At 34.3% G+C, this 24292-nt stretch carries 20 protein-coding genes and 2 riboswitches; of the genes, 2 read left to right on the top strand and 18 right to left on the bottom strand.

The features are described from left to right. Positions 1-61: 61 nt before the first annotated feature. Positions 62-181, bottom strand: a riboswitch (SAM riboswitch). A 170-nt stretch (positions 182-351) separates the two neighbouring features. The 8 genes from IWX84_RS01560 to IWX84_RS01525 all read right to left on the bottom strand — a co-directional run bounded on the left by IWX84_RS01560 (position 352) and on the right by IWX84_RS01525 (position 8895). Beyond that, entirely contained in the window at positions 352-1404 is a 1053-nt protein-coding gene (locus tag IWX84_RS01560; protein WP_196848993.1) for an NAD(P)/FAD-dependent oxidoreductase, read from the bottom strand. Positions 1405-1603: 199 nt separating this feature from the next. Then, entirely contained in the window at positions 1604-2227 is a 624-nt protein-coding gene (locus tag IWX84_RS01555) for a bifunctional precorrin-2 dehydrogenase/sirohydrochlorin ferrochelatase (protein ID WP_196848992.1), read from the bottom strand. Continuing rightward, positions 2214-3008: a uroporphyrinogen-III C-methyltransferase gene (gene cobA, locus IWX84_RS01550; RefSeq protein WP_196848991.1), complete on the bottom strand. Its 795-nt coding sequence runs from the start codon at positions 3006-3008 to the stop codon at positions 2214-2216. Before cobA ends, IWX84_RS01555 begins: the two co-directional genes overlap by 14 nt. After that, the gene (locus tag IWX84_RS01545) at positions 2998-5091 is read right to left on the bottom strand and encodes a HEPN domain-containing protein (protein WP_196848990.1); all 2094 of its coding nucleotides are present in this window, start codon (positions 5089-5091) and stop codon (positions 2998-3000) included. The genes cobA and IWX84_RS01545 overlap by 11 nt, the downstream gene beginning before the upstream one ends. 30 nt (positions 5092-5121) lie before the next feature. Continuing rightward, a complete protein-coding gene (locus IWX84_RS01540) occupies positions 5122-6366 on the bottom strand; it encodes a sulfate adenylyltransferase subunit 1 (protein ID WP_196848989.1) in 1245 nt (414 codons plus the stop codon). A gap of 120 nt (positions 6367-6486) precedes the next feature. Beyond that, complete coding sequence (locus IWX84_RS01535) at positions 6487-7218, bottom strand: DUF2490 domain-containing protein (protein WP_196848988.1); 732 nt, start codon at positions 7216-7218, stop codon at positions 6487-6489. Position 7219: 1 nt separating this feature from the next. Beyond that, positions 7220-8119: a sulfate adenylyltransferase subunit CysD gene (gene cysD / locus IWX84_RS01530; protein WP_196849014.1), complete on the bottom strand. Its 900-nt coding sequence runs from the start codon at positions 8117-8119 to the stop codon at positions 7220-7222. Positions 8120-8193: 74 nt separating this feature from the next. After that, on the bottom strand, positions 8194-8895 hold the full coding sequence (locus tag IWX84_RS01525) for a phosphoadenylyl-sulfate reductase (RefSeq protein WP_196848987.1): 702 nt from the start codon (positions 8893-8895) through the stop codon (positions 8194-8196). Between the two features lie 323 nt (positions 8896-9218). Between IWX84_RS01525 and IWX84_RS01520 the strand changes: the two genes are divergently transcribed. Continuing rightward, a complete protein-coding gene (locus tag IWX84_RS01520; RefSeq protein WP_196848986.1) occupies positions 9219-10001 on the top strand; it encodes a sulfite exporter TauE/SafE family protein in 783 nt (260 codons plus the stop codon). A gap of 83 nt (positions 10002-10084) precedes the next feature. Here the strand turns inward: IWX84_RS01520 and IWX84_RS01515 are convergent, their stop codons facing one another. The 9 genes from IWX84_RS01515 to IWX84_RS01475 form a co-directional block, all read right to left on the bottom strand. Then, entirely contained in the window at positions 10085-10495 is a 411-nt protein-coding gene (locus tag IWX84_RS01515) for an RrF2 family transcriptional regulator (protein ID WP_196848985.1), read from the bottom strand. Positions 10496-10685: 190 nt separating this feature from the next. After that, entirely contained in the window at positions 10686-11858 is a 1173-nt protein-coding gene (locus IWX84_RS01510) for a trans-sulfuration enzyme family protein (protein ID WP_196848984.1), read from the bottom strand. 71 nt (positions 11859-11929) lie between these two features. Beyond that, positions 11930-12355 (bottom strand): OsmC family protein, encoded by a 426-nt coding sequence (locus IWX84_RS01505; RefSeq protein ID WP_196848983.1) that lies wholly within the window; start codon positions 12353-12355, stop codon positions 11930-11932. Positions 12356-12474: 119 nt separating this feature from the next. After that, positions 12475-14889 carry a bifunctional aspartate kinase/homoserine dehydrogenase I gene (gene thrA / locus IWX84_RS01500; protein WP_196848982.1) on the bottom strand — a complete coding sequence of 805 codons (2415 nt, stop codon included), beginning with the start codon at positions 14887-14889 and terminating at the stop codon, positions 12475-12477. A 20-nt stretch (positions 14890-14909) separates the two neighbouring features. Further along, a complete protein-coding gene (locus tag IWX84_RS01495; RefSeq protein ID WP_231385379.1) occupies positions 14910-15872 on the bottom strand; it encodes an alpha/beta fold hydrolase in 963 nt (320 codons plus the stop codon). A 79-nt stretch (positions 15873-15951) separates the two neighbouring features. Then, a riboswitch (SAM riboswitch) is annotated at positions 15952-16059 on the bottom strand. A gap of 177 nt (positions 16060-16236) precedes the next feature. Continuing rightward, a complete protein-coding gene (locus IWX84_RS01490; protein ID WP_196848980.1) occupies positions 16237-16431 on the bottom strand; it encodes a hypothetical protein in 195 nt (64 codons plus the stop codon). Between the two features lie 345 nt (positions 16432-16776). Continuing rightward, positions 16777-18081 (bottom strand): O-acetylhomoserine aminocarboxypropyltransferase/cysteine synthase family protein, encoded by a 1305-nt coding sequence (locus IWX84_RS01485; protein WP_196848979.1) that lies wholly within the window; start codon positions 18079-18081, stop codon positions 16777-16779. Positions 18082-18720: 639 nt separating this feature from the next. Then, the gene (locus IWX84_RS01480; RefSeq protein WP_196848978.1) at positions 18721-18921 is read right to left on the bottom strand and encodes a hypothetical protein; all 201 of its coding nucleotides are present in this window, start codon (positions 18919-18921) and stop codon (positions 18721-18723) included. A 134-nt stretch (positions 18922-19055) separates the two neighbouring features. Then, entirely contained in the window at positions 19056-19355 is a 300-nt protein-coding gene (locus tag IWX84_RS01475; RefSeq protein WP_196848977.1) for a hypothetical protein, read from the bottom strand. Between the two features lie 743 nt (positions 19356-20098). On the opposite strand from IWX84_RS01475, the gene metK reads away from it, so the two are divergent. Continuing rightward, a complete protein-coding gene (gene metK, locus IWX84_RS01470) occupies positions 20099-21349 on the top strand; it encodes a methionine adenosyltransferase (RefSeq protein WP_196848976.1) in 1251 nt (416 codons plus the stop codon). 217 nt (positions 21350-21566) lie between these two features. Here metK and IWX84_RS01465 read toward each other — a convergent pair whose 3' ends face one another. After that, positions 21567-24269 carry a carboxypeptidase regulatory-like domain-containing protein gene (locus tag IWX84_RS01465; RefSeq protein WP_196848975.1) on the bottom strand — a complete coding sequence of 901 codons (2703 nt, stop codon included), beginning with the start codon at positions 24267-24269 and terminating at the stop codon, positions 21567-21569. Positions 24270-24292: the final 23 nt, after the last annotated feature.

The following is a 24292-nucleotide window of genomic DNA, read 5'->3' as shown; positions in this document are numbered from 1 at the left end:
AGTAGGCTAAATATCGATATGTTGTCAAGAAAAGGTTTGAGAAATACTAGTGCGTATTCGTGTGTTATCTATCTTAGATGCTGAAACAAATTCAGCATAAAGTAGAATGTAGCACCTTCTTTAAAGATAAAGGGTTGCTAAGGTTTCATTGGGTCTTTCCCTCCGCCTTTCGTGATAACTTTCAATAAATATATGAACAGTGCAAAGTAAAGACATAGCGCTAACAATTGCAAGTTTTTTTTAAAAGTTTCTAAGGGAGTTTGTTGCAAAACTTTTAAATAAAAAGGTTCTGAATTGCAAGGATTTAAACCAACCTTAGCAACTCAGAACCTTTGTACCTCAGCAACTTTATTACACTATGGCTTTTACCACCGCTTTTGGAGCCTCTTTACGAGTTCCATCGAATCCGTCAACTCCAGAAACCGTGGTGTATTTTAGTACATATTTCTTCCCCGGATTGATAATTTGGTAGGCCGCTTGACACATAATAGTGGCTTCGTGGAATCCGCAAAGGATCAATTTTAATTTTCCTGGATAAGTATTTACATCTCCAATGGCAAAAATCCCTGGGATATTAGTTTGATAATCCAAGGCATTGTTTACTTTGATGGCATTTTTTTCGATCTCTAATCCCCAGTTGCCAATAGGACCTAATTTTGGTGTTAGACCAAAAAGTGGAATGAAATAATCTGTAGGAATTGTGCGGTGTGCGCCATCTTCATCAACAACAACAGATTCTAAATGCTCAGCACCGTTCAACCCAATTACTTCCCCTGGAGTAATCATTTTGATTTTACCTGAATTTTTAAGTTCCTGTACTTTTTCTACAGAATCTAATGCGCCTCTAAACTCATTTCTACGGTGGATCAAAGTCACCTCAGAAGCTACATTAGACAGGAAAATACTCCAGTCTAAAGCAGAATCTCCTCCTCCAGAAATTACAACTTTTTTGTCCCTGAATTTTTCTGGATTTTTAATAAAGTATTTTATCCCTTTATCTTCGTAAAATTCAATATCTTCGATAAGTGGTTTTCTTGGTTCAAAACTTCCTAATCCACCTGCAATTGCTACAACCGAAGCGTGAAATTTCTTCCCTTTATTTGAGGTTACAATAAAACTTCCGTCTTCTTGTTTCTCTATGGTTTCAGCGCGTTCACCAAGTGTAAACCCGGGTTCAAATTGCTTGATTTGCTCCATTAAATTATCTACTAAATCCCCAGCCAAAACTTCAGGAAACCCCGGAATATCATAGATCGGTTTTTTAGGATATAATTCAGATAATTGTCCACCAGCTTGCGGTAACGCATCCAAAATATGGCATTTTAGCTTCAATAATCCTGCCTCAAAAACGGCAAATAATCCAGTTGGACCTGCTCCTATTATAAGTATATCTGTTTTAATCATTTTTTTATTAATTTATCCCCCCATCTGCCCCCCTTAGTAGGAGTGGGTGACTTTGAGGAAATTTGTTGTTGTTATTCTATTTACTGAATTACTTTTTTATCATACAAAGTAACTGTGCTTTTTATTATTTTTTACTGACAAATATCATAATTATTCGTTTTAAAAAAAACAGAAATTTGTTATTAAGATTTATTACTATTTATCTTCCGTCTTGTATATTCCTTTCTGTTCCCACTACGGGCGCTACGGGAATTTTTAACGCTGCTGTAATCTCATTCATTTTATTGACTTTTTCCTCAAAATTTCCTTTAAGCGTTTTGCGGTATTCGTTCAGATTCAATACCATTTGATTGATATCCTCCGGGATTATTTCTTCAAAAAACTCACGTAATCTTTTGGCAGTTGTTGGAGATTTTCCATTAGTAGAAATCGCAATCTTCACATTTCCTTTGGTCACGATTCCCCCCAAATAATAATCGCATAAGGTCGGTGTGTCTGCAATGTTGCAAATCAGGTATCTTTTTCTGGACAAATCATAGATCCTTTTGTTTACCGCTAAATCATCCGTACAAGCAATAACCATGTGGCGTTTGCGAAGCATCCATCGATTGAACTTCCTACAGGTCAATTTTACTGACGGATGTCTTTCGACCAATTCTTCCAGTTCCGGCAAAAACTTTGGTGCAACCACCTCAACATTCGCATTTGGACTCGATTTCAATAAGAATGATAACTTTTCTAAACCCACATTTCCCCCACCTACAATAAGTACATTGAGTTGATGTAATTTTAAAAATATTGGATATAACTCATTCCTTTCCATACACTAGCACCTTATTGTGGTTTGATTTCAATTCTTTATAAAAACCTACCCTTTTCTTACTATCGCCTACCACTTCTCCAATGACGATTATCGCTGGAGAACTTAAATTATTCTCTGACACAACCCTTTGGATTGTATCAATAGTTCCAATTCCTACTTTTTCCTCTGGAGTCGTTCCGTTTTGAATAATTGCAACGGGCATTTCCCCTTTCGATTCTTTTTGGAATAAAGCCACAATTTGATCCAGTTTGCTCATCCCCATCAAAATAACAACTGTTGCAGTTGATTGCGCTGCTAATGCTACATCAGTAGATAATTTTCGTGCAGAAGTCGTACCGGTAATTACCCAAAAACTCTCCGAAACACCTCTTTTTGTCAACGAAATCCCCTGAGAAGCTGGAACTGCAATAGAAGATGAAATCCCGGGAACTACAAATGTAGGAATTCCAAAGCTTTGTACGAATTCTATTTCTTCGCTTCCTCTTCCAAAAATAAATGAATCGCCTCCTTTTAATCGCACTACATTCCCATAAGTAAGGGCATTATCGACAATCAATTGATTGATTTGATCTTGTGTATATTCATGACAGCCTTTTCTTTTTCCAACAAATATTTTTAAAGCTTTTTTAGGAGCATAAGACAATAGTTCTTCATTAGCCAAAGCATCATACAAAACTACATTCGCTTCAGCCAATGCTTTTGCACCTTTGATGGTCAGTAAATCCGGATCACCTGGGCCTGCGCCTACTAAAGTAACTTGAGGTTCTATTTTATTTTTCATCTTTAAGGTCTTTGGCTCTGTATGCTTCTATTGTTTCAAAAAATGCAATTGCTTCTTGAATGTATTTTTTAGCGAATTCTTCAGATGGCTCATTTTGCTTGATTTGAAACACTAAATCCTTCAATGTGGATTGCAACGGAATTTTATTTGTTTCAACAAAAACCGCATCAAATAAGTCTATTATTCCAGCTTGATGATTTGTTTTTTGGTTTTCCGAAAGCAACAAAGCTTTACCACCATTTACAAAACCTGCGTATGCATGATAAATCGCATCCGACCATTTTTCTTCTGCGAAAGCTTCTTCCGCGAAGGTCAGTTTATCTTTGGCTTCCAATAATAAAGTAGCAACCAAATCAATTACTACACCCGCACATTCTCCAACTCCAACTGCTTTTATGTAGTTATCAGCGTTTCCCCAGTCAATAAAATCAGCTGCGGTAAGGTTGGTCAAATCAGCTAAAGGTTTTAATAATTCATAGAAATATTTCTCTCCTTTGGCGTCATAATAATTCAGGAATGATAATCCATTTGCATTAGCCTCAAAATTATTTAGGATAAAACGCAACGCATCAGGTCCTCTTCTGCTAGGGATTTTGATTACTTTATCCGAAAATCTTCCGTTTCCATTTCCTAAATTTCCACCGCCCAATAACACTTGAAGTGCTGGTGCCACTAACTTCCCTGAATTGATAGACATTCCTTGGAAACCAATTTCTGCCATATTGTGTTGTCCACACGCATTCATACAACCACTAATTTTTATAGTGATTTCTTTATTATTGCTGTATTGTGGATATTCAGTTTCTAATACTCTTTCCAGTTCTACTGCAATTCCGGTGCTGCTTGCAATACCCAAATTACAAGTATCGGTTCCCGGACAGGCAGTAATATCTGAAGTGCTATCATATCCTATGGCTACATAATCAAGTTTGGCTAATTCTTGGTAGAAAAATTCCAAATTCTCTTCTTTCACATTGCGGATTAAAATATCCTGGCGCAAAGTAAAACGCAATTCGTTAGCTCCATGATTCTTAATTAAATCAGCTAATAATCGTGCTTTATCAGTATAAAAATCTCCTAAAAGTACTTTGATTCCAATGGCTACATATCCTGCCTGTTTCTGCCAAATCACATTTGTTTTTTTCCATTTTTCGAAAGCAACTCTATCTTCAATTATCACTTTTGGGGCTGCCAAAATCGGTTCAGGGATTGGAGCATCAAAATCTGTCGTGTCGATTTCAACCACTTGATGTGACAAGGCAAGTTTCTCTTCATCAACCAACTGTAGAAACTCCTCTCTACCAATATCCTTGATTAAGAATTTCATACGTGCTTTCAACCTTTTGGCTCTTTCACCAAAACGGTCAAATATTCTTAAAACACCTTCTGTTGTTGGAATAATTTGGTTCACCGGAATAAATTCCGACAATAATTCAGCATGCGCTGGTTGAGAACCTAATCCACCGCCAAGCATTACTTTAAAACCTCTTTCTCCGTTTACAATCTTTGGAATAAATCCTAAATCATGCATATAGCTTAGCGCCGTATCTTTATCCGATGAAGAAAATGATATTTTGAATTTTCTTCCCATTTCCTGACAAACCGGATTTCTCAATAAAAATTGAAACATAGCATAGGCATAAGGCGAAACATCAAAAGGTTCGTCCACATCGATTCCCGCAGTTTCACTTGCCGTAATATTTCTCACGGTGTTACCACAAGCTTCTCTCAACGTAACATCATCTTTCTCTAATTCAGCCCAAAGTTGCGGCGTTCTATCTAAACTTACATAGTGAATTTGGATATCCTGACGCGTTGTAATGTGCAAACGTCCAGTTGAATATTCATCGGAAACTTTTGCAATACGCAACAATTGCTCGCTGCTTACTTTTCCAAAAGGCAATTTAATACGAATCATTTGTACGCCTTCCTGACGTTGTCCGTAAACACCCCTCGCTAAACGCAGGCTTCGGAAGCGCTCGTCATCAATTTTCCCATCACGGAATAAAGCAATTTTTCTTTCTAAATCGATAATGTCTTTTTGAACAATCGGATCTTCTATTTCGGTTCTAAAACTTTGCATCTGTAGTTATGTTTTTAGCAAAAGCTAGGTTTAGTTTATAAAACCAACTCCTGCAGTTGTATTGGTTGCTGTATCTATTAAAATAAAAGCTCCGTTTGATTTATTGTCATTATAGGCATCAAAATACAAAGCTTTACTCAACTTAATATTTACTTCCCCTATTTCATTAATTGCTAATTGAGTCGCCGGAGTTGAACCGGAATAATCTGTTGCAATAACATTTTTTACGCTTTCAATTTTTGCCAAAACTCTATTGGTATTGTGCTGTATTAAATATTTTGTTCCGGCAACTAACTTTTTGCTGTCCATCCAACAAATTGTTGTGTTAATATCTTTTTCGATTCTAGGAAGCTCGTTCGATTTTACAATCATATCGCCTCTCGTCACATTGATGTCATTCTCTAATTCGATTGTGATTGAAGAACCTGCTGAAGCTTCGTCATATTTTTTATCGAAAAAATGAATGTTAGTCACTTTAGATTCAGTTAAAGATGGAAGTACAGTCACCGCATCACCCACTTTGATATTGTCTCCATATAATTTTCCTGCATATCCTCTAAAGTCATGGTATTCCTCCGTTTTTGGTCTGATAACCGTTTGAACCGGAAAACGAGCTTGACCTTTTTCATACACATCTTTTGGTTCTAAAGCTTCTAAATGTTCCAAAACCGTTTGTCCAGTGTACCAAGGCATATTTTCTGATTTATCAACCACATTCCCTCCATTAATAGCGCTTAATGGAATATAACTTACCGTTTGCTCTTTGAAAGTACTTTTACTGTTTAATGCTTGAAAATCGGCTTTGATCTTATTGTACACTTCTTCCGAATACTCCACCAAATCCATTTTGTTTACCGCTACAATCACTTCTTTTACACGCAATAAATTATTGATGAAAAAGTGTCTGTACGTTTGCTCAATTACTTCTTTTCTGGCATCAATCAATATAATTGAAACCTGAGAAGTTGAAGCTCCTGTAACCATGTTTCTGGTATATTCTACGTGACCTGGAGTATCGGCAATGATGTAACTTTTCTTTGCAGTCGAAAAATAAATATGGGCTACATCTATCGTGATTCCTTGTTCTCTCTCGGCAACTAAACCATCCGTTGCTAACGAAAAATCAAGATAATCATATCCTTTTTGTTTGCTGCTTTTTTCTATTGCTTCGATTTTATCTGTAGTCAACGATTTTGTATCATACAATAATCTCCCGATTAATGTACTTTTTCCGTCATCTACACTTCCTGCTGTTGCTATTTTTAAAACTTCCATTTTTTATTTTGTTTAAAGTTTAAAAGTTTAAGGTTTCAAGTTTTTGTTGACCGCCTATATACAAACTTTTAAATCTAAATGTTTCTATTTTTATTTTGTCTACAGAATATCTACTCTGTACTATATCTTAACCTTGTGAATGAAACTGAATCTGATAATATCTCTATTGAAATAATCTACTCCATTTGCTCTTTCTTGAAAACTGTTCAAATAACCCAACTCTAATGCAATCGCTGGACTAACTCCTACTTGTAACGCGACATATAATCTGTTTTGGTCAAAAGTGTTTTTAATAATTTTACTGCCTGCGTTAATCATTATTTCGTCTGAAAGGATCCCTTTTAGGTACTGTTTCTCATTTTTACAAAAAGTATAATCGCCCTGGATGCGATATCTAAACCTTAAGTAAAATGTTGTTCCATCTTCTAACATTAATTTACTGGCATTGTGAACAAATCGCTGTTCTAATAGATACCGGTGCGTTAAATTCACCTTACCCAAAGCCTGTTTTACAGTCACATCTTGCTGAAACCTATACTCTGGAATATGAAACCCATTTTCAACCTCGGGATCTTGTGTTGCCACCGAGAAATAAGCAAAACCTGCTCCTAACTCTACCCTATCCGTCACTTTATCTCTAAGCTGAATGCGGCTTACAAATGTATTTTGTGTTACTGGATTAATGAAAATTCTATTATCAATCTCAGTATGAACAGACCATTTAGTGTTTAATTCCAACTGATTATAATATCGTGCCCAAAACAAACTTTGTTTATCAACGTTTTTCTCTGTTTGTGCTTTTACTCCAATACTAAAAAGAAATAGACACAAAAATATTTTCGAGAATTTCATTCTAAAAATACCCTTGTTGTTTTCTTTTCTCCATCGCCGCCTCAGAACGCTTGTCATCAATTCTCGCCCCTCTTTCAGAAATAGTTGAAGTTCTAATTTCGCCCACTACTTCTTGAATCGTCGCAGCATAAGAATCAACGGCAGCGGTACAACTCATATCCCCAACCGTTCTAAAACGAACAATTCTTTCTTCGATTTCTTCATCTTCTTCTTGGTAAACAAAAGGAGAATGCGACCAAATCAAACCATCTCTCATGAATACTTTACGTTTGTGAGAAAAATAAATAGACGGAATTTCAATTTGCTCTTGTTCGATATAACTCCAAACATCTAATTCTGTCCAGTTCGAAATTGGAAAAACACGAACGTTTTGACCATTCTCAATTTTACCATTCAAAATATCAAACAATTCCGGACGCTGGTTTTTCTCATCCCATTGACCAAAATCATCACGAACTGAAAAAATACGTTCTTTAGCTCTTGCTTTTTCTTCATCACGACGCGCTCCGCCAATACAAGCATCAAATTTGAATTCTTCGATTGCATCCAAAAGCGTTGTGGTTTGTAAGCTGTTTCTACTCGAATATTTACCCGATTCTTCCACGACTTTTCCCTGATCAATAGCGTCTTGAACATTTCTTACAATTAATTCTAATCCTAATTCAGCAACTAATTTATCTCTAAATTCAATTGTCTCCGGAAAATTATGTCCAGTGTCAACGTGCAATAATGGAAAAGGAATTTTTGCTGGAAAGAATGCTTTTTGGGCTAATCTTACCAATGTGATTGAATCTTTTCCACCAGAGAAAAGCAAAACTGGTTTGTCAAATTGAGAAATTACTTCTCTAAATATGTATATCGCTTCGCTTTCTAAAGCGTTTGTTTTTAATACTGAACTCATCATTCTTTGTTTATTTGGTTATTCGTTTATTTGGTTATTCGTTAATACGATTAAACAAATAAACAGTCAAGCTATTATTTTTGGTGTAAACCACATTCTTTATGACTGGATTCCCACCACCATCTTCCGGCTCGTATATCTTCATCAGGAGTAATTGCTCTGGTGCAAGGCGCGCAACCTATACTTACAAATCCTTTTTTGTGCAGGGCATTTTGTGGCACATTATTCTTTTCTATATAATCTTCAACTTCCTTCAAAGTCCATTTTAACAATGGATTGAATTTTATAATGCCGAATTTTTCATCGTATTCAAATTCCTGTAAATCATTTCTATTTTCGGATTGCTCGGCTCTCAAACCGGTAATCCAAATTGCATTTCCTTTCAAGGCTTTGGTAAGCGGTGCGACTTTTCGAATAAAACAACATTCTTTTCTGTTATCAACCGATTCATAGAAACTGTTTGGTCCTTTTTTATTTAACAATTCTTCCACTGCTGTGGCTTCTGGAAAATAAACTTTGATCTCCTTTTTATACTTTTTTAATGTTTTATGAAAAACATCATACGTTTCTTGAAACAAACGACCTGTATCTAAAGTAAAAATGTTTATTGGCAAATCATCTTTGGCAATCAAAGCGGTAATTACTTGGTCTTCTTGTCCAAAAGAAGTCGAAAAAACTACTTTATCCTTGTACTCATTGGCTAAAAATGCCAACGTCTCTTCTATTGAGAAGTTTTTTGTTTTTTCAATTAATATTTGCGCTATCGTTGAACTCATTTTTTTATTTATTAAAAAATCTATTACCCTATCGGTTTAGTAGATTAAAAAGCAAAAGTAATAAATATTTCTACAAAACAAAATAAATTATGGGTTTTTTATTCCAACACAAATAATACCTTATAGACTCAGCAAAAGCATTTTAAGCCCATATGGGTTAATAATTATTGAATCAATCAACAATCGTAAATCCTTTACTATTATTATTAAATAAAATAGTAGTATTCTAATTTATATTGAATTCTCCATATATATTTCACATAGCCTACTATTCCGATAGGATAATTGTAAAATAGTTGTTATTTTTGTCAAAATTTTATTTTATGGATTTTCAAATAGGATTGGTCATTGCTGGTTTAACAGTAGGTTTTATCGTAGGGATAACCGGCGTAGGCGGTGGCTCATTAATGACTCCCATTTTATTATGGTTTGGTATTCCACCTACTACTGCTGTTGGGACTGACTTATTATATGCGGCATTTACTAAAATGGGGGGTGTCTATGTACATCATAAAAAAAAGAATATTAATTGGTCTATTACAGGCTGGCTTTCTTTAGGTAGCATTCCTGCTGCTTTATTAACGTTGTGGATTCTTCATAGCATAAAAACAGATCTTACGACCTTAAATTCCATCATAAAATACAGTTTGGGTTGGGCCTTGCTTTTTACTTCAGTGGCCGTTTTGTTCAAAAAGAAACTATTGCTTTTTTCTCAAAAACATGCTGGTGACAAGTTTCATAGTGAGAGTAAAACTCAGAATGTCTTAACAGTAGCTATTGGGGTATTGTTAGGAGCAACAGTAACCCTTACTTCTATCGGAGCGGGTGCATTAGGTACTGTTACATTATTCTTCCTATATCCGATTTTAGCAACTCCGCGATTAGTTGGAACCGAAATTGCTCACGCTGTCCCGTTAACCCTTGTTGCCGGATTAGGACATGCCTCAATGGGGAACTTAGATCTAGGATTATTAGGGCAGTTATTAATGGGGTCTCTTCCTGGAATTTATATTGGGAGTATGTTGAGTGGAAAAGTTCCTGATTTGTTTCTTAGAAATGCCATCGCGATAATGCTATTTTTCGTGGGTTACAAATTGGTTTTTTAGAAATAAAAAAAAGAACATTTCATTAGGCTTCTCTCATGAAATCTTCTTTTTCTTTTTCTTTTTTTTATTTAATCCAAGATTGATTAAAATGCAATGTCAGCCAACGTGTTACTCTCTAAAATCTTCAAAGTATTATCGCGTACGTCAATCATTAGTTTTCGAACTGCACACGTAGCTTCATCGGTACAATCTTCACATCTTTCATAAAAATTATGGCTGGCACAAGGTAAAAGTGCAATAGGTCCTTCAAGAATTCGATAGACATGCGCCATATTGATTTCTTTGGGATCTTTAATTAAATAATACCCTCCGCCTTTTCCTTTTTTGGCACCCAAAAAACTAGAATGACGCAAAAGCAATAAAATACTTTCCAAAAATTTTATCGAAATATTTTCACTTTTTGCAATATCAGCAATCGCAACAGGTGTTTGATCTTCTTGGCGGGCCAAAAAAGTCAATGCCTTTATTCCATATTTTGTTTTCTTTGAAAGCATGTTAAAAAGATATAAGATTGAAGATTAACGATTTTTGATTTCAGATTTAAAAACAATTTGAAGTCAAAAGGTCTTTTATATTGTAACAACAAAAATATACTTTTTGAATGAAGAATAGTGAATGATGATTAACGATTATTGTCAAACTCGAAATCTGAAATCAAAAATCGTTAATCATCATTCGACAATCTTACGAAAGCGCTTTTTCTAAATCGGCAATTACATCTTTCACTGTTTCCAATCCTACTGAAACACGCACTAAACCATCCGTAATACTTACTGCTAAACGTTCTTCAACAGATAATTTACTGTGTGTTGTTGATGCTGGATGAGTAACAATTGTTCGGGTATCGCCTAAATTTGGCGAAAGCGAACATAATTTTATTTTATCTAGGAAGTTACGTCCTGCTTCAATTCCGCCTTTTATTTCGAAAGCTACAATGTTCCCACCCAATTTCATTTGTTTTTTGGCAATTTCGTATTGCGGATGCGATTTCAAAAACGGATATTTAACGCGATTAACATTTGGATGCTGTTCTAAAAACTCAGCAACTTTCATAGCATTTTCGCAATGTCTATCCAAACGAATCGCTAGGGTCTCTAAACTTTTGGACAAAACCCAAGCATTAAACGGAGATAAAGAAGGCCCCGTAAGTCGGGAAAATAAATATATTTTTTGAATCAATTCGGGATCACCAACAGTTATTCCGCCTAAAACTCGTCCTTGACCATCCATTAACTTTGTGGCAGAATGCACCACCAAATGCGCTCCCCATTTCATAGGTTGCTGTAAATAAGGAGTTGCAAAACAGTTGTCGATTACTAAAATCAAATTGTGCTTTTTGGCAATTTTTCCTAACAATTCCAAATCAATAATATCGACCGCAGGATTAGTTGGCGATTCAGCAAAAAGAATCTTTGTATCAGGTGTGATGAAACTTTCAATCGTTTCTGGCTCATTAATATCAAAATACGTGGTCTGTATATTCCACTTTGGAAAATAATTAACAAATAACGAATGTGTCGCTCCAAAAACACTACTGGAAGAGACAATATGATCGCCAGATTTCAACAATGCAGCCATAGTTGAATATACCGCAGCCATTCCTGAGGCAAAGGCAAAACCAGCAGTTGCCCCTTCCATCTTGCACACTTTTTCTACAAACTCGTTAGTATTTGGGTTGCTGTAACGGCTGTAAATATTTCTGTCTTTCTCTTCTGCAAAGGAGGCACGCATGTCTTCGGCGTCTTCAAATACAAAACTAGAAGTTAAGTATAATGGAACGGAATGCTCTAAATATTGCGTGCGTTCTAATTGGGTACGGATTGCTTCGGTTTCAAAACCAAATTCTTCTTCGTTCATTTTATTTTTTAATTTAAAGTTTAAGGTTTAAAGTTGTTGGAATCATGAAACTCCAACCTTTTGTATTTAAACTACAATGTTTTATTATTCAAAACTACTTTGTAATGTATGGTCGCTGTGGGCTCTAATGTTTTAGAAACCGAACAGTATTTTTCGAAAGAAAGTTGAGCAGCTCTGGCTGCTTTTTCTTCGTTTATTGGCCCTTCCAAATAAAATACAACATGTATATTTTTAAACGGTTTTGCCTCGCCAACTTGCACGCGCTCGCCTTCAACCTCTGCTTTGAAAGAAGTTATTTCTTGTCTTTGTTTTTTCAGAATCGAAATCATATCAATAGCGCTACAACCCGCTACTCCCATCAATACTAATTCCATTGGACTTGCTCCCATGTCATTCCCGCCAAATTCTGGTCGGCTATCTACATTTACTATATGTCCTCTTTCGTTTTTTAATTCGAAGTGGAAATTGTCGTTTACTCTGTTTAGTGTTATTTTCATTGTTATCTTTTTTCTCTCCTCGACCCTCTTCAAAAGAGTGGGAGCCGAAACTGGAGAATTATTACTGTTTATTTTTTTGAATCAAAAATCAAAAATCGTTAATCTGCAATCTTAAATCATTACCCTTTATCCGATAATCTCAAGATATCTCCAAAAACCCCTCTCGCTGTAACTGCTGATCCTGCGCCTGCGCCTTGGATTACTATTGGTCGGTCTCCGTAGGATTCTGTATAAATTTCGAAAAAAGAATCAGAACCTTTCAATCCTCCTAAAGCCGTATCGGACGGAACCGAAACTAGTTTTACCTCAAGATTCCCTTTGTCATTTTGTAAATCTCCGGACAATTCACCTATGTATCTCAAAACGTGATTCGGTTTTTGATCCTTTTTTATTTTTTCATAAATCGGGTCAAATTCTTTCAGCTTCGTCAAGAAATCAGTCGCACTTCCTTCACGTAAATATTCTGGAATTAAATTCTGAATTTCGATTTCTTCAAATTCATTTTGCAAATCCAATTCTCTTGCCAAAATCAATAATTTTCTCCCTACATCGTTTCCACATAAATCCTCTCTTGGATCCGGTTCCGTGTATCCGTTATCGATTGCTTCTTTCAATATTTCGCTAAAAGGAACCTCTTTGGAAGAGAAATTATTAAATAAATAACTCAATGTCCCAGAAAAAACGCCTTTGATTTTAGTGATATTTTCACCCGAAAGATGTAGTAATTTAATCGTGTCAATCAGTGGCAATCCAGCTCCAACATTGGTTTCATAAAGATAACTCTTTTGATTGTCTGCTAATACTTTTCTTAAATCTTTGTAAAATTTATAACTTAATGTATTGGCTACTTTATTCGAAGAGATTAAATCAAAACTATTTTCGGCCAATTTCACATAATTTTCAACAAATTCAGCACTTGCCGTGTTGTCGATTGCAATCAAATTCTCCAAGTGATGCTCATTTGCGTAAGCAATAACATCCTCAATAGTATAAGCGAACCCGTTATTTTGAATTTCATTTATCCAATTTGGAGTTACCCCGTTTTTATTTAGCAGGACATTTTTTGAATTCGCGATAGCAAAAACATTTAGTTTGATATCTTTTCTTTTTTCGATAGTCGCAGCCGATTCTAATATTTGATTAATCAGCGTTCCACCAACTAAACCATGCCCAAAAATGGCAATGTTAATTTTCTTTGAAACTCCAAAAATCTCTCCGTGAATAACGTTTAGCGCTTTGTTAAGTTGTGATTTTTTGACCACCAAACTCACATTTTTCCCCGTAACTGTATTATTGAAAAGAATAGGGACAATCTTGTTTTTTATAAGAGCGGTGTAGGGCTTATGGAAAGTACTCAAATCCTGACCAATGATAGAAATCACCGAAACATCATCCGTCACCGAAATTTTATTGACGTCTTTAGAATAGAAATCATTTTCGAATTCTTTTTCTAATTCAATCATTGCTTTTGTCGCCTGATCAGCAGCAACCACAAGACCAATTCCTCTTTCTGATGAACCTTGTGAAATGATACTGACACTAATATCGTTATCACCCATCACTCTAAAAATACGAGCATCGACGCCAGTTTTACCAAGTAATCCTCTTCCTTCTAAGTTTACTAACGATACATTTTCGAGTACGGAAAGTGTTTTTATTCCTTCATTATTCGAATTGGAAGTAATTAAAGTTCCTTTGTTTTCATGATTGAATGTGTTTAAAATTCGAAGAGGAATATTCTTTTCTAATAAAGGAATTATCGTTTTAGCATGAAGAATTGTCGCCCCAAAATTAGCCAACTCATTCGCTTCGTTAAAGGTCAAATGGTCAATTTTTTTGGCATCCAAAACCAAATCCGGGTTTGCTGTATAAATCCCATCGACATGCGTGTAATTCTGAAGCTCTTCAGCATTTAAATAATTAGCAATCAAAGAAGCGGTATAATTGCTGCCGTTTCTTCCTAAAGTCGTTGTGTCATTTTTATTGTTTGAACCTATGAAACCGGTCACAATATTGACCGTATTGCCATTATTTTGTTTAAAATATTGCACTACATTTTTCTTCGAAATTTGTTCCAAAGGTTGTGCATCTCCAAATTTTGAATCCGTTTTTATCAACTCTCTCGAATCGGTAAAACGAGCGTTGATTCCATTTTTGATTAAAATTGCGGTAAGCAACTTAGCCGAAAGCAATTCTCCTTTAGACAAGACTAAATCTTTAATTTTGTTGCTGTAATCACCAATCAAGCTTACACCTTCAAAAAGTTTTTCCAATATTTCAAATTCTTCAGATAAATCGACATGTTCATATTCGGCTTGTTGGTAGGTTTTAAAATCTTCAAAAAGCGGTTTGTAATTTCCATTTTGAGATGCAATCCCTAAAATATCTTCTAGCTCATTGGTAGCATTTCCACGCGCTGAAACTACGATAGCAATTTCCTCTCCTTGAGTTACTTTATCTGTAATAATAGCAACCACTTTATTTAATCCCTCACCATTCGATAAAGATTTACCTCCAAATTTTAATATTTTCATTGTGTTGTGTTGTTTTTGGCTTAGAATATATCCTGAAGCAAATTGTCTAATTGTTTGTATTCTATCAAAAAAGCGTCGTGTCCGTGAATGGAAACAATTTCCTGATAGGTGACATTACTTTTATATTTTTTTAATTCTTTATAAGTTGCCTTATTTTCATCTGCAGTAAAAAACAAATCAGAATTGATGGCGATGATATGAATATCGGCTTGAATTTTTGATGCTATTTCTTCAAACGTAGCTGTATTTCTGGTGATGTCTATCGTTTTCAGCAATTGATTCATCATTTTATAAGAAGAAAGTTGAAATCGTTTTTGCAATTTCGTACCATGATGACTCAACCAGCTTTCCACATTAAAAATGGCCAATTCTTCATTGGTAGTACGTTGGAATTTTTCTTTAAAAGATTCTGGAGTACGGTAGCACAACATCGCATGAATCCTGGCATCTTCAATTGGATTTCGAGAATTATTCAGGATTTGCTCTTGTAAGAAACAATTAGCTATCAACCAATCCGTCGATTTCCAGTCGGTGGCAATGGGAATTAAATGTTTCGTTATTTTAGGCTCTAAAGCCGCTATTTCCCAAGCAATTCCTCCGCCTACTGAACCTCCAATAATAGCATACAGTTGTTTAATTTGAAGAAATTTAATTCCTTCTATAAAGAGTTTAGCGATATCTCTGGCATTGAAATCCAAATAGTTCTCAATACTAGTTTCATCATAGCCATTGCCCGGAACATTAAAAGCTAACACAGTATATTTATTAGTGTCGATTGTTTTGTTTTCACCAATTAAATCATTCCACCAGCCAGTCGAACCTACAACTGTCGAGTTTCCTGTCAATGCATGATTTACCAAAACTATTGGCGCCGTATGTAATGCCGGTCCAAAAACTTCAAAACTTAAGCTTAGAACAGGATAAAACACGCCACTTTCGGTGGTGAAATTTTGTAATGTAATATGGGTTGGTTTATTTTCCAATTTCAAATCTTTTATGATGTTTGATTTGTGTCTGGAAATATTAGAAAGAAAAAACTAGGGTAAACCAGTAAAATTCTCGTTGTTATCTTTCCACGTTTGGCGTGGTAGAATGCAGCACCTTCTTCGATAAATCGAAGGGTTGCTAAGGCTTCATTGGGTCTAATCCCTCGTCCTTTCTTTATAACATTTCAATACGTATGTGAACTTAAAGGCACAAATTAACTACTAATTTTTTAAACAAACAAATTTTTCCATTAATTGATTTTGACTACAATCTTAAATAACAACATTGGAAAGAGTCTATAAACGGACTCTTTCCCTATGTTGTTTCAAGTCCACAATGATTTTTTACAGTCGTTTCCATTTAGATAAACATTGCTTCATTTTCTTGCGAGTACATTAGAAAAAGCAATGAATTTACTGCCTTTTTCTGAGCCGAAGGATCCCTCTTTGTTATTTCAAATCTTGGATGAATCAATTCATTTATAGGCTGATTATTACTGAACAGTTTCTCTCTTAAAAACTGAAATACTCTTAAAATATATTTTAATGTTTTCATAATTATTACTTTTTAGTTGTTTGTTATTTTACCCGTACGTTGTAATATAAAATCCTTTCATGTTAGAAAGTCAAATCCCTTATCTCAAAAAGAATGCCTTGATTTATCCCTTTAGATAAAAATGATGCATTTTCCCATTTGCAGCGATTTCAATTTAAAATTCTTTTCTTAGCAACTATTTGTCCAATGCCATTTAAAGAACCAGTATCCAGCTAATAATTATCCCGATGGATTAAGTTTTTCAGAAACTACTATTGTCGCATTTTTACTGATTCTTATTTTGACTACTTATGCTTTTACGATGAACTGAGCATCGCTGGCCGCATATCTAAATTGACTTATTTTTTAGTGTTCATTTTTTACTAATTGCGAATTTTTGATGCTTTCGAAAACAACTTGTAAATCATTTTTCAAATCTTCGATGTCTTCTAATCCAACCGACAATCGTATTAAATCTTTGGTTACTCCTGTTGCGACTTGTTGTTCATCTGACAATTGCTGATGCGTAGTACTTGCGGGATGAATAATCAAAGATTTCGTGTCTCCTATATTAGCCAAAAGCGAAAATAGTTTTGTTTCATCGGCGACTTTTTTGGCGGCTTCAAAACCCCCTTTTAAACCAAAAGTGACTACTCCGTTTTGTCCTTTTGGCAAATATTCCTGAGCCAAATCATAATATTTACTCGACTTCAATCCTGGGTAATTCACCCAAGCCACCTCTTCTTGACCTTCTAACCATTGGGCTAAAGCCAATCCGTTTTCACTGTGTTTCTGTACGCGGATAGGTAAGGTTTCTAATCCTTGAATAATCTGAAACGCATTAAATGGACTCAATGCCGCTCCATAATCACGTAATCCTTCTATTCGAACTTTGGCAATAAAAGCAGCATTTCCAAGCGCTTCATGATAAACCAATCCGTGATACCCTGCAGAAGGTTCCGTGAATTCAGGAAATTTTCCATTAGACCAATCGAAATTTCCTGCATCAATAACCACGCCTCCAAGAGACGTTCCGTTGCCGGCAATATATTTAGTCAAAGAGTGAATTACAATATTGGCTCCGTATTGAATAGGATTCAGTAAATAAGGGGAAGCAACTGTATTATCTACAATAAAGGGAACTTTGAATGCTTTGGCTTGCGCCGAAATAGCTTTCAGATCCAATACATCTAATTTCGGATTTCCAAGAGATTCGGCAAAAAACACTTTTGTGTTTTCTTGTGCAGCTTTAGTGAAATTGTCAGGATCTGATGGGTCTACAAACGTGGTTGTGATGCCTAATCTTGGCAAAGTGACGCTCAGTAAATTATAAGTTCCCCCATACAAACTGTTTGATGCTACAATATGATCTCCCGTTTTTAGCAAAACCAATAATGCCGTGGCAATTGCAGCGGTTCCAGATGCGGTAACTACTGCGCCTATTCCTCCTTCAAGCGCAGCAAGGCGTTGCTCCAAAATATCATTGGTTGGATTATTTAATCGTGTGTAAATAAAACCTGCTTCGGCAAGTCCAAATAAATTGGCTGCATGTTCTGAATTGTTGAAAACATAAGAACTGGTTTGATAGATAGGCACAGCTCTGGTTCCTGCTGTTTTGGTAACGTCGTGTCCTGCGTGTAATGCGTTGGTTGCAAATTTTTGAGTACTCATAATTTTTTGTTTTTAATGTTCGATTCTTAAACTAAATTAATTTCAATTATATTTTTTTTACTAATTTAAGATGTTGCAATAAATTGAGAATAAAAAAACCCTTTTAGATAGATATCCAAAAGGGCTTTAAGTTGTGTTATAAACTTATACTTTCGGAATCAACAGACGCAAATACACATAATAGCTTTCGCGCAAATCATGGTCTTGACAGTACATTTATTCATTTGTTGAAGATTTAAGTTGTTCATTTTTTAAATATTTATTTTTAATGCAGAAAGGATTCCGATTGGTATAGTTCAAAAAAAAGCCTCCCGATATGTGGGAGGCTTTTGCTATATAATTTTTTAATTTAAAATTATGCAATAGTCGACCCACAGGATTTATCCTGAACGGCTTTACACATATTACACATATTAAATTTCATTTTTCTTTTTTTGTTGAAACAAATTTGCAAACTATTATTTAGATATCCAAATTTTTAAAAAAAAATAACATCGAAAAAAATACTCAACTAAACTATTCTCTTTTTATTGACATGATGAGATTAATTTAATATCAAAAAAAGGAATGATTAAATTCTAAATTTATGAAAGTCGTTTTTTGTCATATCAAATCATGGCTTTTAAAAAATATTTTGAATCAAATAAATAAAACTTCATTTTCTTGAGAATACATTAATGCTAATAATGAATCAGCACTTTTTTGTCCCAAAGTGGCCGTTGTTATTATTTTAACCCTAGGATGAATTATTTCATTTGCAGGGACAGGCGGAATCTCTTTTGTTCTTTTTGCCTCTAATTTAAAACTTGGCAAAGACGAAATGGTTTTAGGCGCTTTCATAAAATTTAGTTTTAGTTGTTTGTTTATTTTTCCTGCAGTAATAAATTCCTTAACCTTTCCGTCGCAATAGTTGATGTTTTTTATAAATAAATAATTTTGTTATTAATAAAATTGTCCTAAAAACTAGTAGTAAATCATTTAGAGCAAGCTTTAACTATTTTCATATTAACAACCCTTTCGATTTGCTTTTCATTTAATCGTTTATTCTGATAAGCTCTATGAATTCGTTTTTTTAACGATTGCCATTTTTCTTTCATATAAGGATATAATGACAATGACATTTCGTTACCTTCTTTTGATTTTTTATAATGCATTTTGTATTCTTTCACGTAATTATAATAATCATCAAGGCATTTATCCCACTTGTGATTTCCAATTGTGTACTCTCTTTTCGGTGCATTTTCCAATACAAAAAACTTTTCACTTGCTTTCATAACTAAATTATTTAATAAATTAATAGTTCATATTTGGCCTTATTACTTTTAATAGATACTTCCGGAATACGTAAATAAAATTAATAACTGAAATTCTTAGCTGGTCTCCTGTTTTTGTTAAAAATAATCGCTTTTAAAAGCAATAATTAATTAATTTTAGAGTTTAACAAACTTACTAAATTAACCTTATTACTATAAAATTTACTCGTTCAATTAACTCAATATCAGATGAGAAGCATTTATTCACAACTTACAATAGGAAAAACGTTATAAATAACAATTTTGACAATAGTTTGATGAGAATTCAAAACCAAAAAAATTCGACTACAACATTAGAAATTGCTTTCAATCAAAATTTCCTGAAAAACTCAAATAAATAGAAATATTACATTTTTAACCTTTATACTGATTAATATCCAAAACTATCTTTAAATTGAAAATTAAATATTTGAAAATTAACAAATATCCCAGCCTTACAAAAGATAATCTGTTGATTTTAAAAAAATCGAAGCTATCTACTTATAAAAAAATAAGTCAAGATTAATTTGCAATTCAAAATGGTTTCATACATTTGCATCCGAATACAAGAGGAAAAATTTGAACTGATTGCAACCTCTTCATAATGAAACGAATTCATTATGGATGCTGAAAAATTTTCAGTAGAAAAAATGCTAAAGCAGAAACTCTCCTTTAGTATTTCCCGCAATTATTTTTCCTCCCTTAATTTTAAATTTATATTTATTATGGCATATTTATTTACGTCAGAATCTGTGAGTGAAGGACATCCAGACAAAATTGCAGATCAAATTTCAGACGCATTAATTGATAATTTTTTAGCCTTTGATTCAGAGTCAAAAGTAGCTTGTGAAACTTTAGTTACTACCGGACAAGTAATCCTAGCAGGAGAAGTAAAATCCAATACCTACTTAGACGTTCAACATATTGCCCGTGAGGTAATTAGAAAAATTGGCTACACAAAAAGCGAATATATGTTTGAAGCCAATTCTTGTGGTATTCTTTCGGCTATTCACGAACAATCTGCTGATATCAATCAAGGGGTTGACAGAGCTAACCCTGAAGAGCAAGGTGCTGGTGACCAGGGAATGATGTTTGGTTATGCAACTAATGAAACCGAAAATTACATGCCTTTGGCACTTGATTTATCACATAAATTATTGCAGGAATTAGCTATTTTAAGACGTGAAAATAACGAAATTACGTATTTACGTCCGGATGCTAAGTCTCAAGTAACTTTAGAATACAGTGATGACAATAAACCAACACGTATTGAAGCGATTGTAATTTCGACACAACATGATGATTTTGACGAAGAAGCTACTATGCTTGCAAAAATCAAAAAAGATCTTGTTGAAATTTTGATTCCAAGAATCATTGCTAAAAATCCAACACACGCTCATTTATTCAACGATGCAATTCACTACCATATCAATCCTACCGGGAAATTCGTAATTGGAGGACCACACGGAGATACTGGACTTACAGGAAGAAAAATTATTGTGGATACTTACGGTGGAAAAGGAGCTCACGGTGGTGGTGCATTTTCTGGAAAAGATCCAAGTAAAGTAGATAGAAGTGCGGCGTATGCGACACGTCATATCGCTAAAAATTTAGTTGCTGCAGGTGTTGCCGAAGAAATCTTAGTACAGGTTTCTTATGCAATTGGTGTAGCTAAACCAATGGGTATTTTTATTGATACCTATGGTACTTCTAAAGTGAATATGACCAATGGTGAAATTGCCAAAAAAGTAGAAGCAATTTTTGATATGCGTCCTTACTTTATTGAACAACGCTTGAAACTAAGAAATCCAATTTACAGCGAAACTGCTGCTTACGGGCATATGGGACGTACGCCAGAAACAGTTACTAAAACTTTCTCTGCTCCAGGCGGAAACGAAAAAACAGTTACTGTTGAATTATTTACTTGGGAAAAATTAGATTTTGTTGACCAAGTTAAAACTGCTTTTGGATTGTAACAATTCTAAGCATTTATATACAGAAAACTGTCTTGTTTTATAAACGAGACGGTTTTTTTTTAGCCCATCCCGAAGTCTCGGGAGGTAAAGAAAATCCTTTCCAAAAAAAAGATTCATTTTTTCTTATAAAAAAAGAGCGACCAACGGAAGCTCCTTTATTTATTTAGAAAAAAAATCTTTTTATGGAAAGATTGAAAGGAACAGCTGGATTAGCTTCCTACAAATTATATTTTAAAGAAAAGATTACGTAGCGTGGCTGAACGGTATATTGCGAGGTTCTGGTGGAAAATTGAGAGAAACTATCGTCATTTAGCGAGGTCGTGTTCAATAAATTGGTTCCACTGACTTTGTATTCCAGTTTGCTCCCTTTCTTTTGATAAATCAAGCTAGCGCTCAAGAAATCATACTCATTATTGACCGTTTTACTACTGTTGTAATAGTGGTAAAACTCATATTCAGTTACGAATGAAAAGCTTTCCAGAAAGAAATAATCCAGTTTAGCAAAAGGTTTCTCCTTGTAAAAAGTAGAGTTGTTGTAATCATTTTTAACAATATTATATCCAAGCTCCAGATTGGGCATTTTTTTATAATTGGTAGAAGCTTTCAAAGTGTAGCTCTGTGTAAAACTTTCGTTTGTAGACAAAATATTGTTTTGAATGTTATTGAATTTCGACCAATTTAAATTGGCTCCCAAAGAGGCTTTATAATTCTTCAAGAATGAACGACCATAAGACCCGTTACCCGACAATGTTTCATCGGCAAAATCAGAATTAAAAGGGGATGAAGTCTGATTTACTCCGTTGAATATGGCACGCGTTTTTATAGCATCAACCCTTTTAGAATAAGTTGCAAAAGCGCTAATGTTTTCGAAATTAAACATGTTGTACTTAAAATAACGTAAAGAATGTACAAGTGCAGTCGCATTTTCCAAAAGTCGATTTCCTTTTGTCAAACTGTTATAATTGGAGAAAACATAGCCTTCGGCCAATTGATTTATATCAGTGAAATTATTGTTGAACGAAAAATTATAGGTTAAACTTTCCGCTTTTTTAATTTGATAAATAGCTAAAAAATCCGGTAATACTCTATAGAAATTTCGCTTATTGCTAGTTCCTAATTGCTCATTTTTCATAGTATAAGCATGCAAACTCACTCCTGGGGTTAAAGTAAACTTACCTGTCAGAATTTTATAATGAAGTCCTAAAAATGTATCATTAAAATTATAGTTTACATTATTAGTATTTACGACATCGCCCAAATTATTTACCGTTTTATTGTCTAAAATCTGAAAAATATTCGAATTAAAATCTTGATTTGAATACGTGTTTCCCAGTGTAACATTGACATTACTTTTTTGGGTAAGCATATAATAATAATCTAATTTGGCATCTATTTTATTGGTTTTCACAAAACGATTTTGATTAATATCGTTTCTATTTTGACCGGAAGCATAACCCGATAAACTAAAGGGCTGTGATTTCAAATTAGCATTATAAAAAGGATCTTCTTCCTGATACAAATGTTGCATTTCGAAAGCAAAAATATTTTTATCGCTCTGAGTGTAATACAAACTCAAGTTTTGATTTACCGAAATCGGGTTTTGTTTTTTCAATGTATTGATGTTCTCTGTTTGCGAATTATTACTCACAATCGATTCTCTAAGCAAAGAATTATTTTCGTCCTGTTTAGACAATTTAGTCAAAACATCATAATCAAATTGAAACTTTGCATTGGGTTTATAACTCGAACTCAATTTGAATAATCCCAAATTACTTTTTTGATGCGCCATTTCCTGACGGTTTTCTGTTGAAAGAATTTCTGACGAGTTAGGCTGTAAAATATTGGTTTGTGATTTGGTTTCCAAGTCGGTTATGGAAGAAGAAATAATTCCAAAACCACTCAAACTCCACGCTTTATTTACATTATAAGAAAAGTTGGTCGCCCCAAATTGGGTCTCAATCTCTTTGGCACGATTGTTTCTTAAAAGTGAAATTCCTAAATCATTTGAAGAAACATTAAAACTCGATCCTCCTTTTTGCATCATGCCTCTAAAACCACCCGTAAATTTAAAATAATCTTGAACTGTCAAGGGAAGTTCCCCTATATTATTAAAATTTGAAATTAAATTTATGCTGTATTTTGGACTGTAATAAAACAATTTCGGGTTGATCAAATAACGGCTTTCTGTATGTGCTACACCTATTCCCGCGGTCATATCTCCAAACCAGAAATTTTTCTTTCCTGATTTTAGTTTGATATTCATTGCCACATTGTCCTGATTGTTTTCAACTCCTTTTAATATTGAATTCTCATTGTAATTGCGTAAAACTTGAATTTTATCGATAGCATCAGCCGGAATATTTTTTACGCCAAGTTTAGTATCTCCATCAAAAAAATCTTTTCCTTCCACCATTAACTTGGTGACTTTTTTCCCTTCTACTTCTACTTCACCATCAGCATTTACCTCAACACCCGGAAGTTTTTTTAACAAGTCTTCCAGTTTTCGCTCCGTTCCGGTCTTGAAAGAATCCCCGTTATAAACAATGGTGTCTCCTTTTATCGAAACCGGCATTTCTCGAACTATTTCTACACCGTCTAATTCGATTCCGCCTTCTTGCAAAGCAATAATTTTAGTGCTATTTTCAGTAGAAGTAACAATTTCAATCTCTTTATTTTGCATTCCCAAATAACTTATCTTAAGATTATAAGTTGTATTGGGTTTCAAAGTCAGCACATACTTTCCTTTGTCATTAGTAATGGCGTAGGAATCCATCGCTTTTGTTACTTTATTTACCGCCATGACATTTGCCATTTCTAAGCCTACGGTCTTTGAATCAGTAATAGTTCCTTCCAGTTTAACTGATTGAGAAAAAGATATTGAAGTAATAAAAAATAAGGTCAGCAGTATTGATTTTTTCATTTATGAAACTTTGGAGAAATTTT

Source organism: Flavobacterium sp. CG_9.10 (assembly GCF_015752245.1).
Lineage (GTDB): Bacteria > Bacteroidota > Bacteroidia > Flavobacteriales > Flavobacteriaceae > Flavobacterium.
This window is presented reverse-complemented; position numbering and strand designations above follow the sequence as displayed.

Bases quoted from the DNA above. Each gene is read 5' to 3' on its own strand.
- IWX84_RS01525 (WP_196848987.1), bottom strand. From the start codon at position 8,895: ATGAGTTCAACGATAGCGCAAATATTAATTGAAAAAACAAAAAACTTC.
- IWX84_RS01555 (WP_196848992.1), bottom strand. From the start codon at position 2,227: ATGGAAAGGAATGAGTTATATCCAATATTTTTAAAATTACATCAACTC.
- IWX84_RS01515 (WP_196848985.1), bottom strand. From the start codon at position 10,495: ATGCTTTCAAAGAAAACAAAATATGGAATAAAGGCATTGACTTTTTTG.
- IWX84_RS01540 (WP_196848989.1), bottom strand. From the start codon at position 6,366: ATGGAAGTTTTAAAAATAGCAACAGCAGGAAGTGTAGATGACGGAAAA.
- cysD (WP_196849014.1), bottom strand. From the start codon at position 8,119: ATGAGTTCAGTATTAAAAACAAACGCTTTAGAAAGCGAAGCGATATAC.
- IWX84_RS01465 (WP_196848975.1), bottom strand. From the start codon at position 24,269: ATGAAAAAATCAATACTGCTGACCTTATTTTTTATTACTTCAATATCT.
- IWX84_RS01520 (WP_196848986.1), top strand. From the start codon at position 9,219: ATGGATTTTCAAATAGGATTGGTCATTGCTGGTTTAACAGTAGGTTTT.
- IWX84_RS01485 (WP_196848979.1), bottom strand. From the start codon at position 18,081: ATGAGTACTCAAAAATTTGCAACCAACGCATTACACGCAGGACACGAC.
- IWX84_RS01480 (WP_196848978.1), bottom strand. From the start codon at position 18,921: ATGAAAGCGCCTAAAACCATTTCGTCTTTGCCAAGTTTTAAATTAGAG.
- IWX84_RS01490 (WP_196848980.1), bottom strand. From the start codon at position 16,431: ATGAAAACATTAAAATATATTTTAAGAGTATTTCAGTTTTTAAGAGAG.
- metK (WP_196848976.1), top strand. From the start codon at position 20,099: ATGGCATATTTATTTACGTCAGAATCTGTGAGTGAAGGACATCCAGAC.
- cobA (WP_196848991.1), bottom strand. From the start codon at position 3,008: ATGAAAAATAAAATAGAACCTCAAGTTACTTTAGTAGGCGCAGGCCCA.
- IWX84_RS01505 (WP_196848983.1), bottom strand. From the start codon at position 12,355: ATGAAAATAACACTAAACAGAGTAAACGACAATTTCCACTTCGAATTA.
- IWX84_RS01545 (WP_196848990.1), bottom strand. From the start codon at position 5,091: ATGCAAAGTTTTAGAACCGAAATAGAAGATCCGATTGTTCAAAAAGAC.
- IWX84_RS01560 (WP_196848993.1), bottom strand. From the start codon at position 1,404: ATGATTAAAACAGATATACTTATAATAGGAGCAGGTCCAACTGGATTA.
- thrA (WP_196848982.1), bottom strand. From the start codon at position 14,889: ATGAAAATATTAAAATTTGGAGGTAAATCTTTATCGAATGGTGAGGGA.
- IWX84_RS01535 (WP_196848988.1), bottom strand. From the start codon at position 7,218: ATGAAATTCTCGAAAATATTTTTGTGTCTATTTCTTTTTAGTATTGGA.
- IWX84_RS01475 (WP_196848977.1), bottom strand. From the start codon at position 19,355: ATGAAAGCAAGTGAAAAGTTTTTTGTATTGGAAAATGCACCGAAAAGA.
- IWX84_RS01510 (WP_196848984.1), bottom strand. From the start codon at position 11,858: ATGAACGAAGAAGAATTTGGTTTTGAAACCGAAGCAATCCGTACCCAA.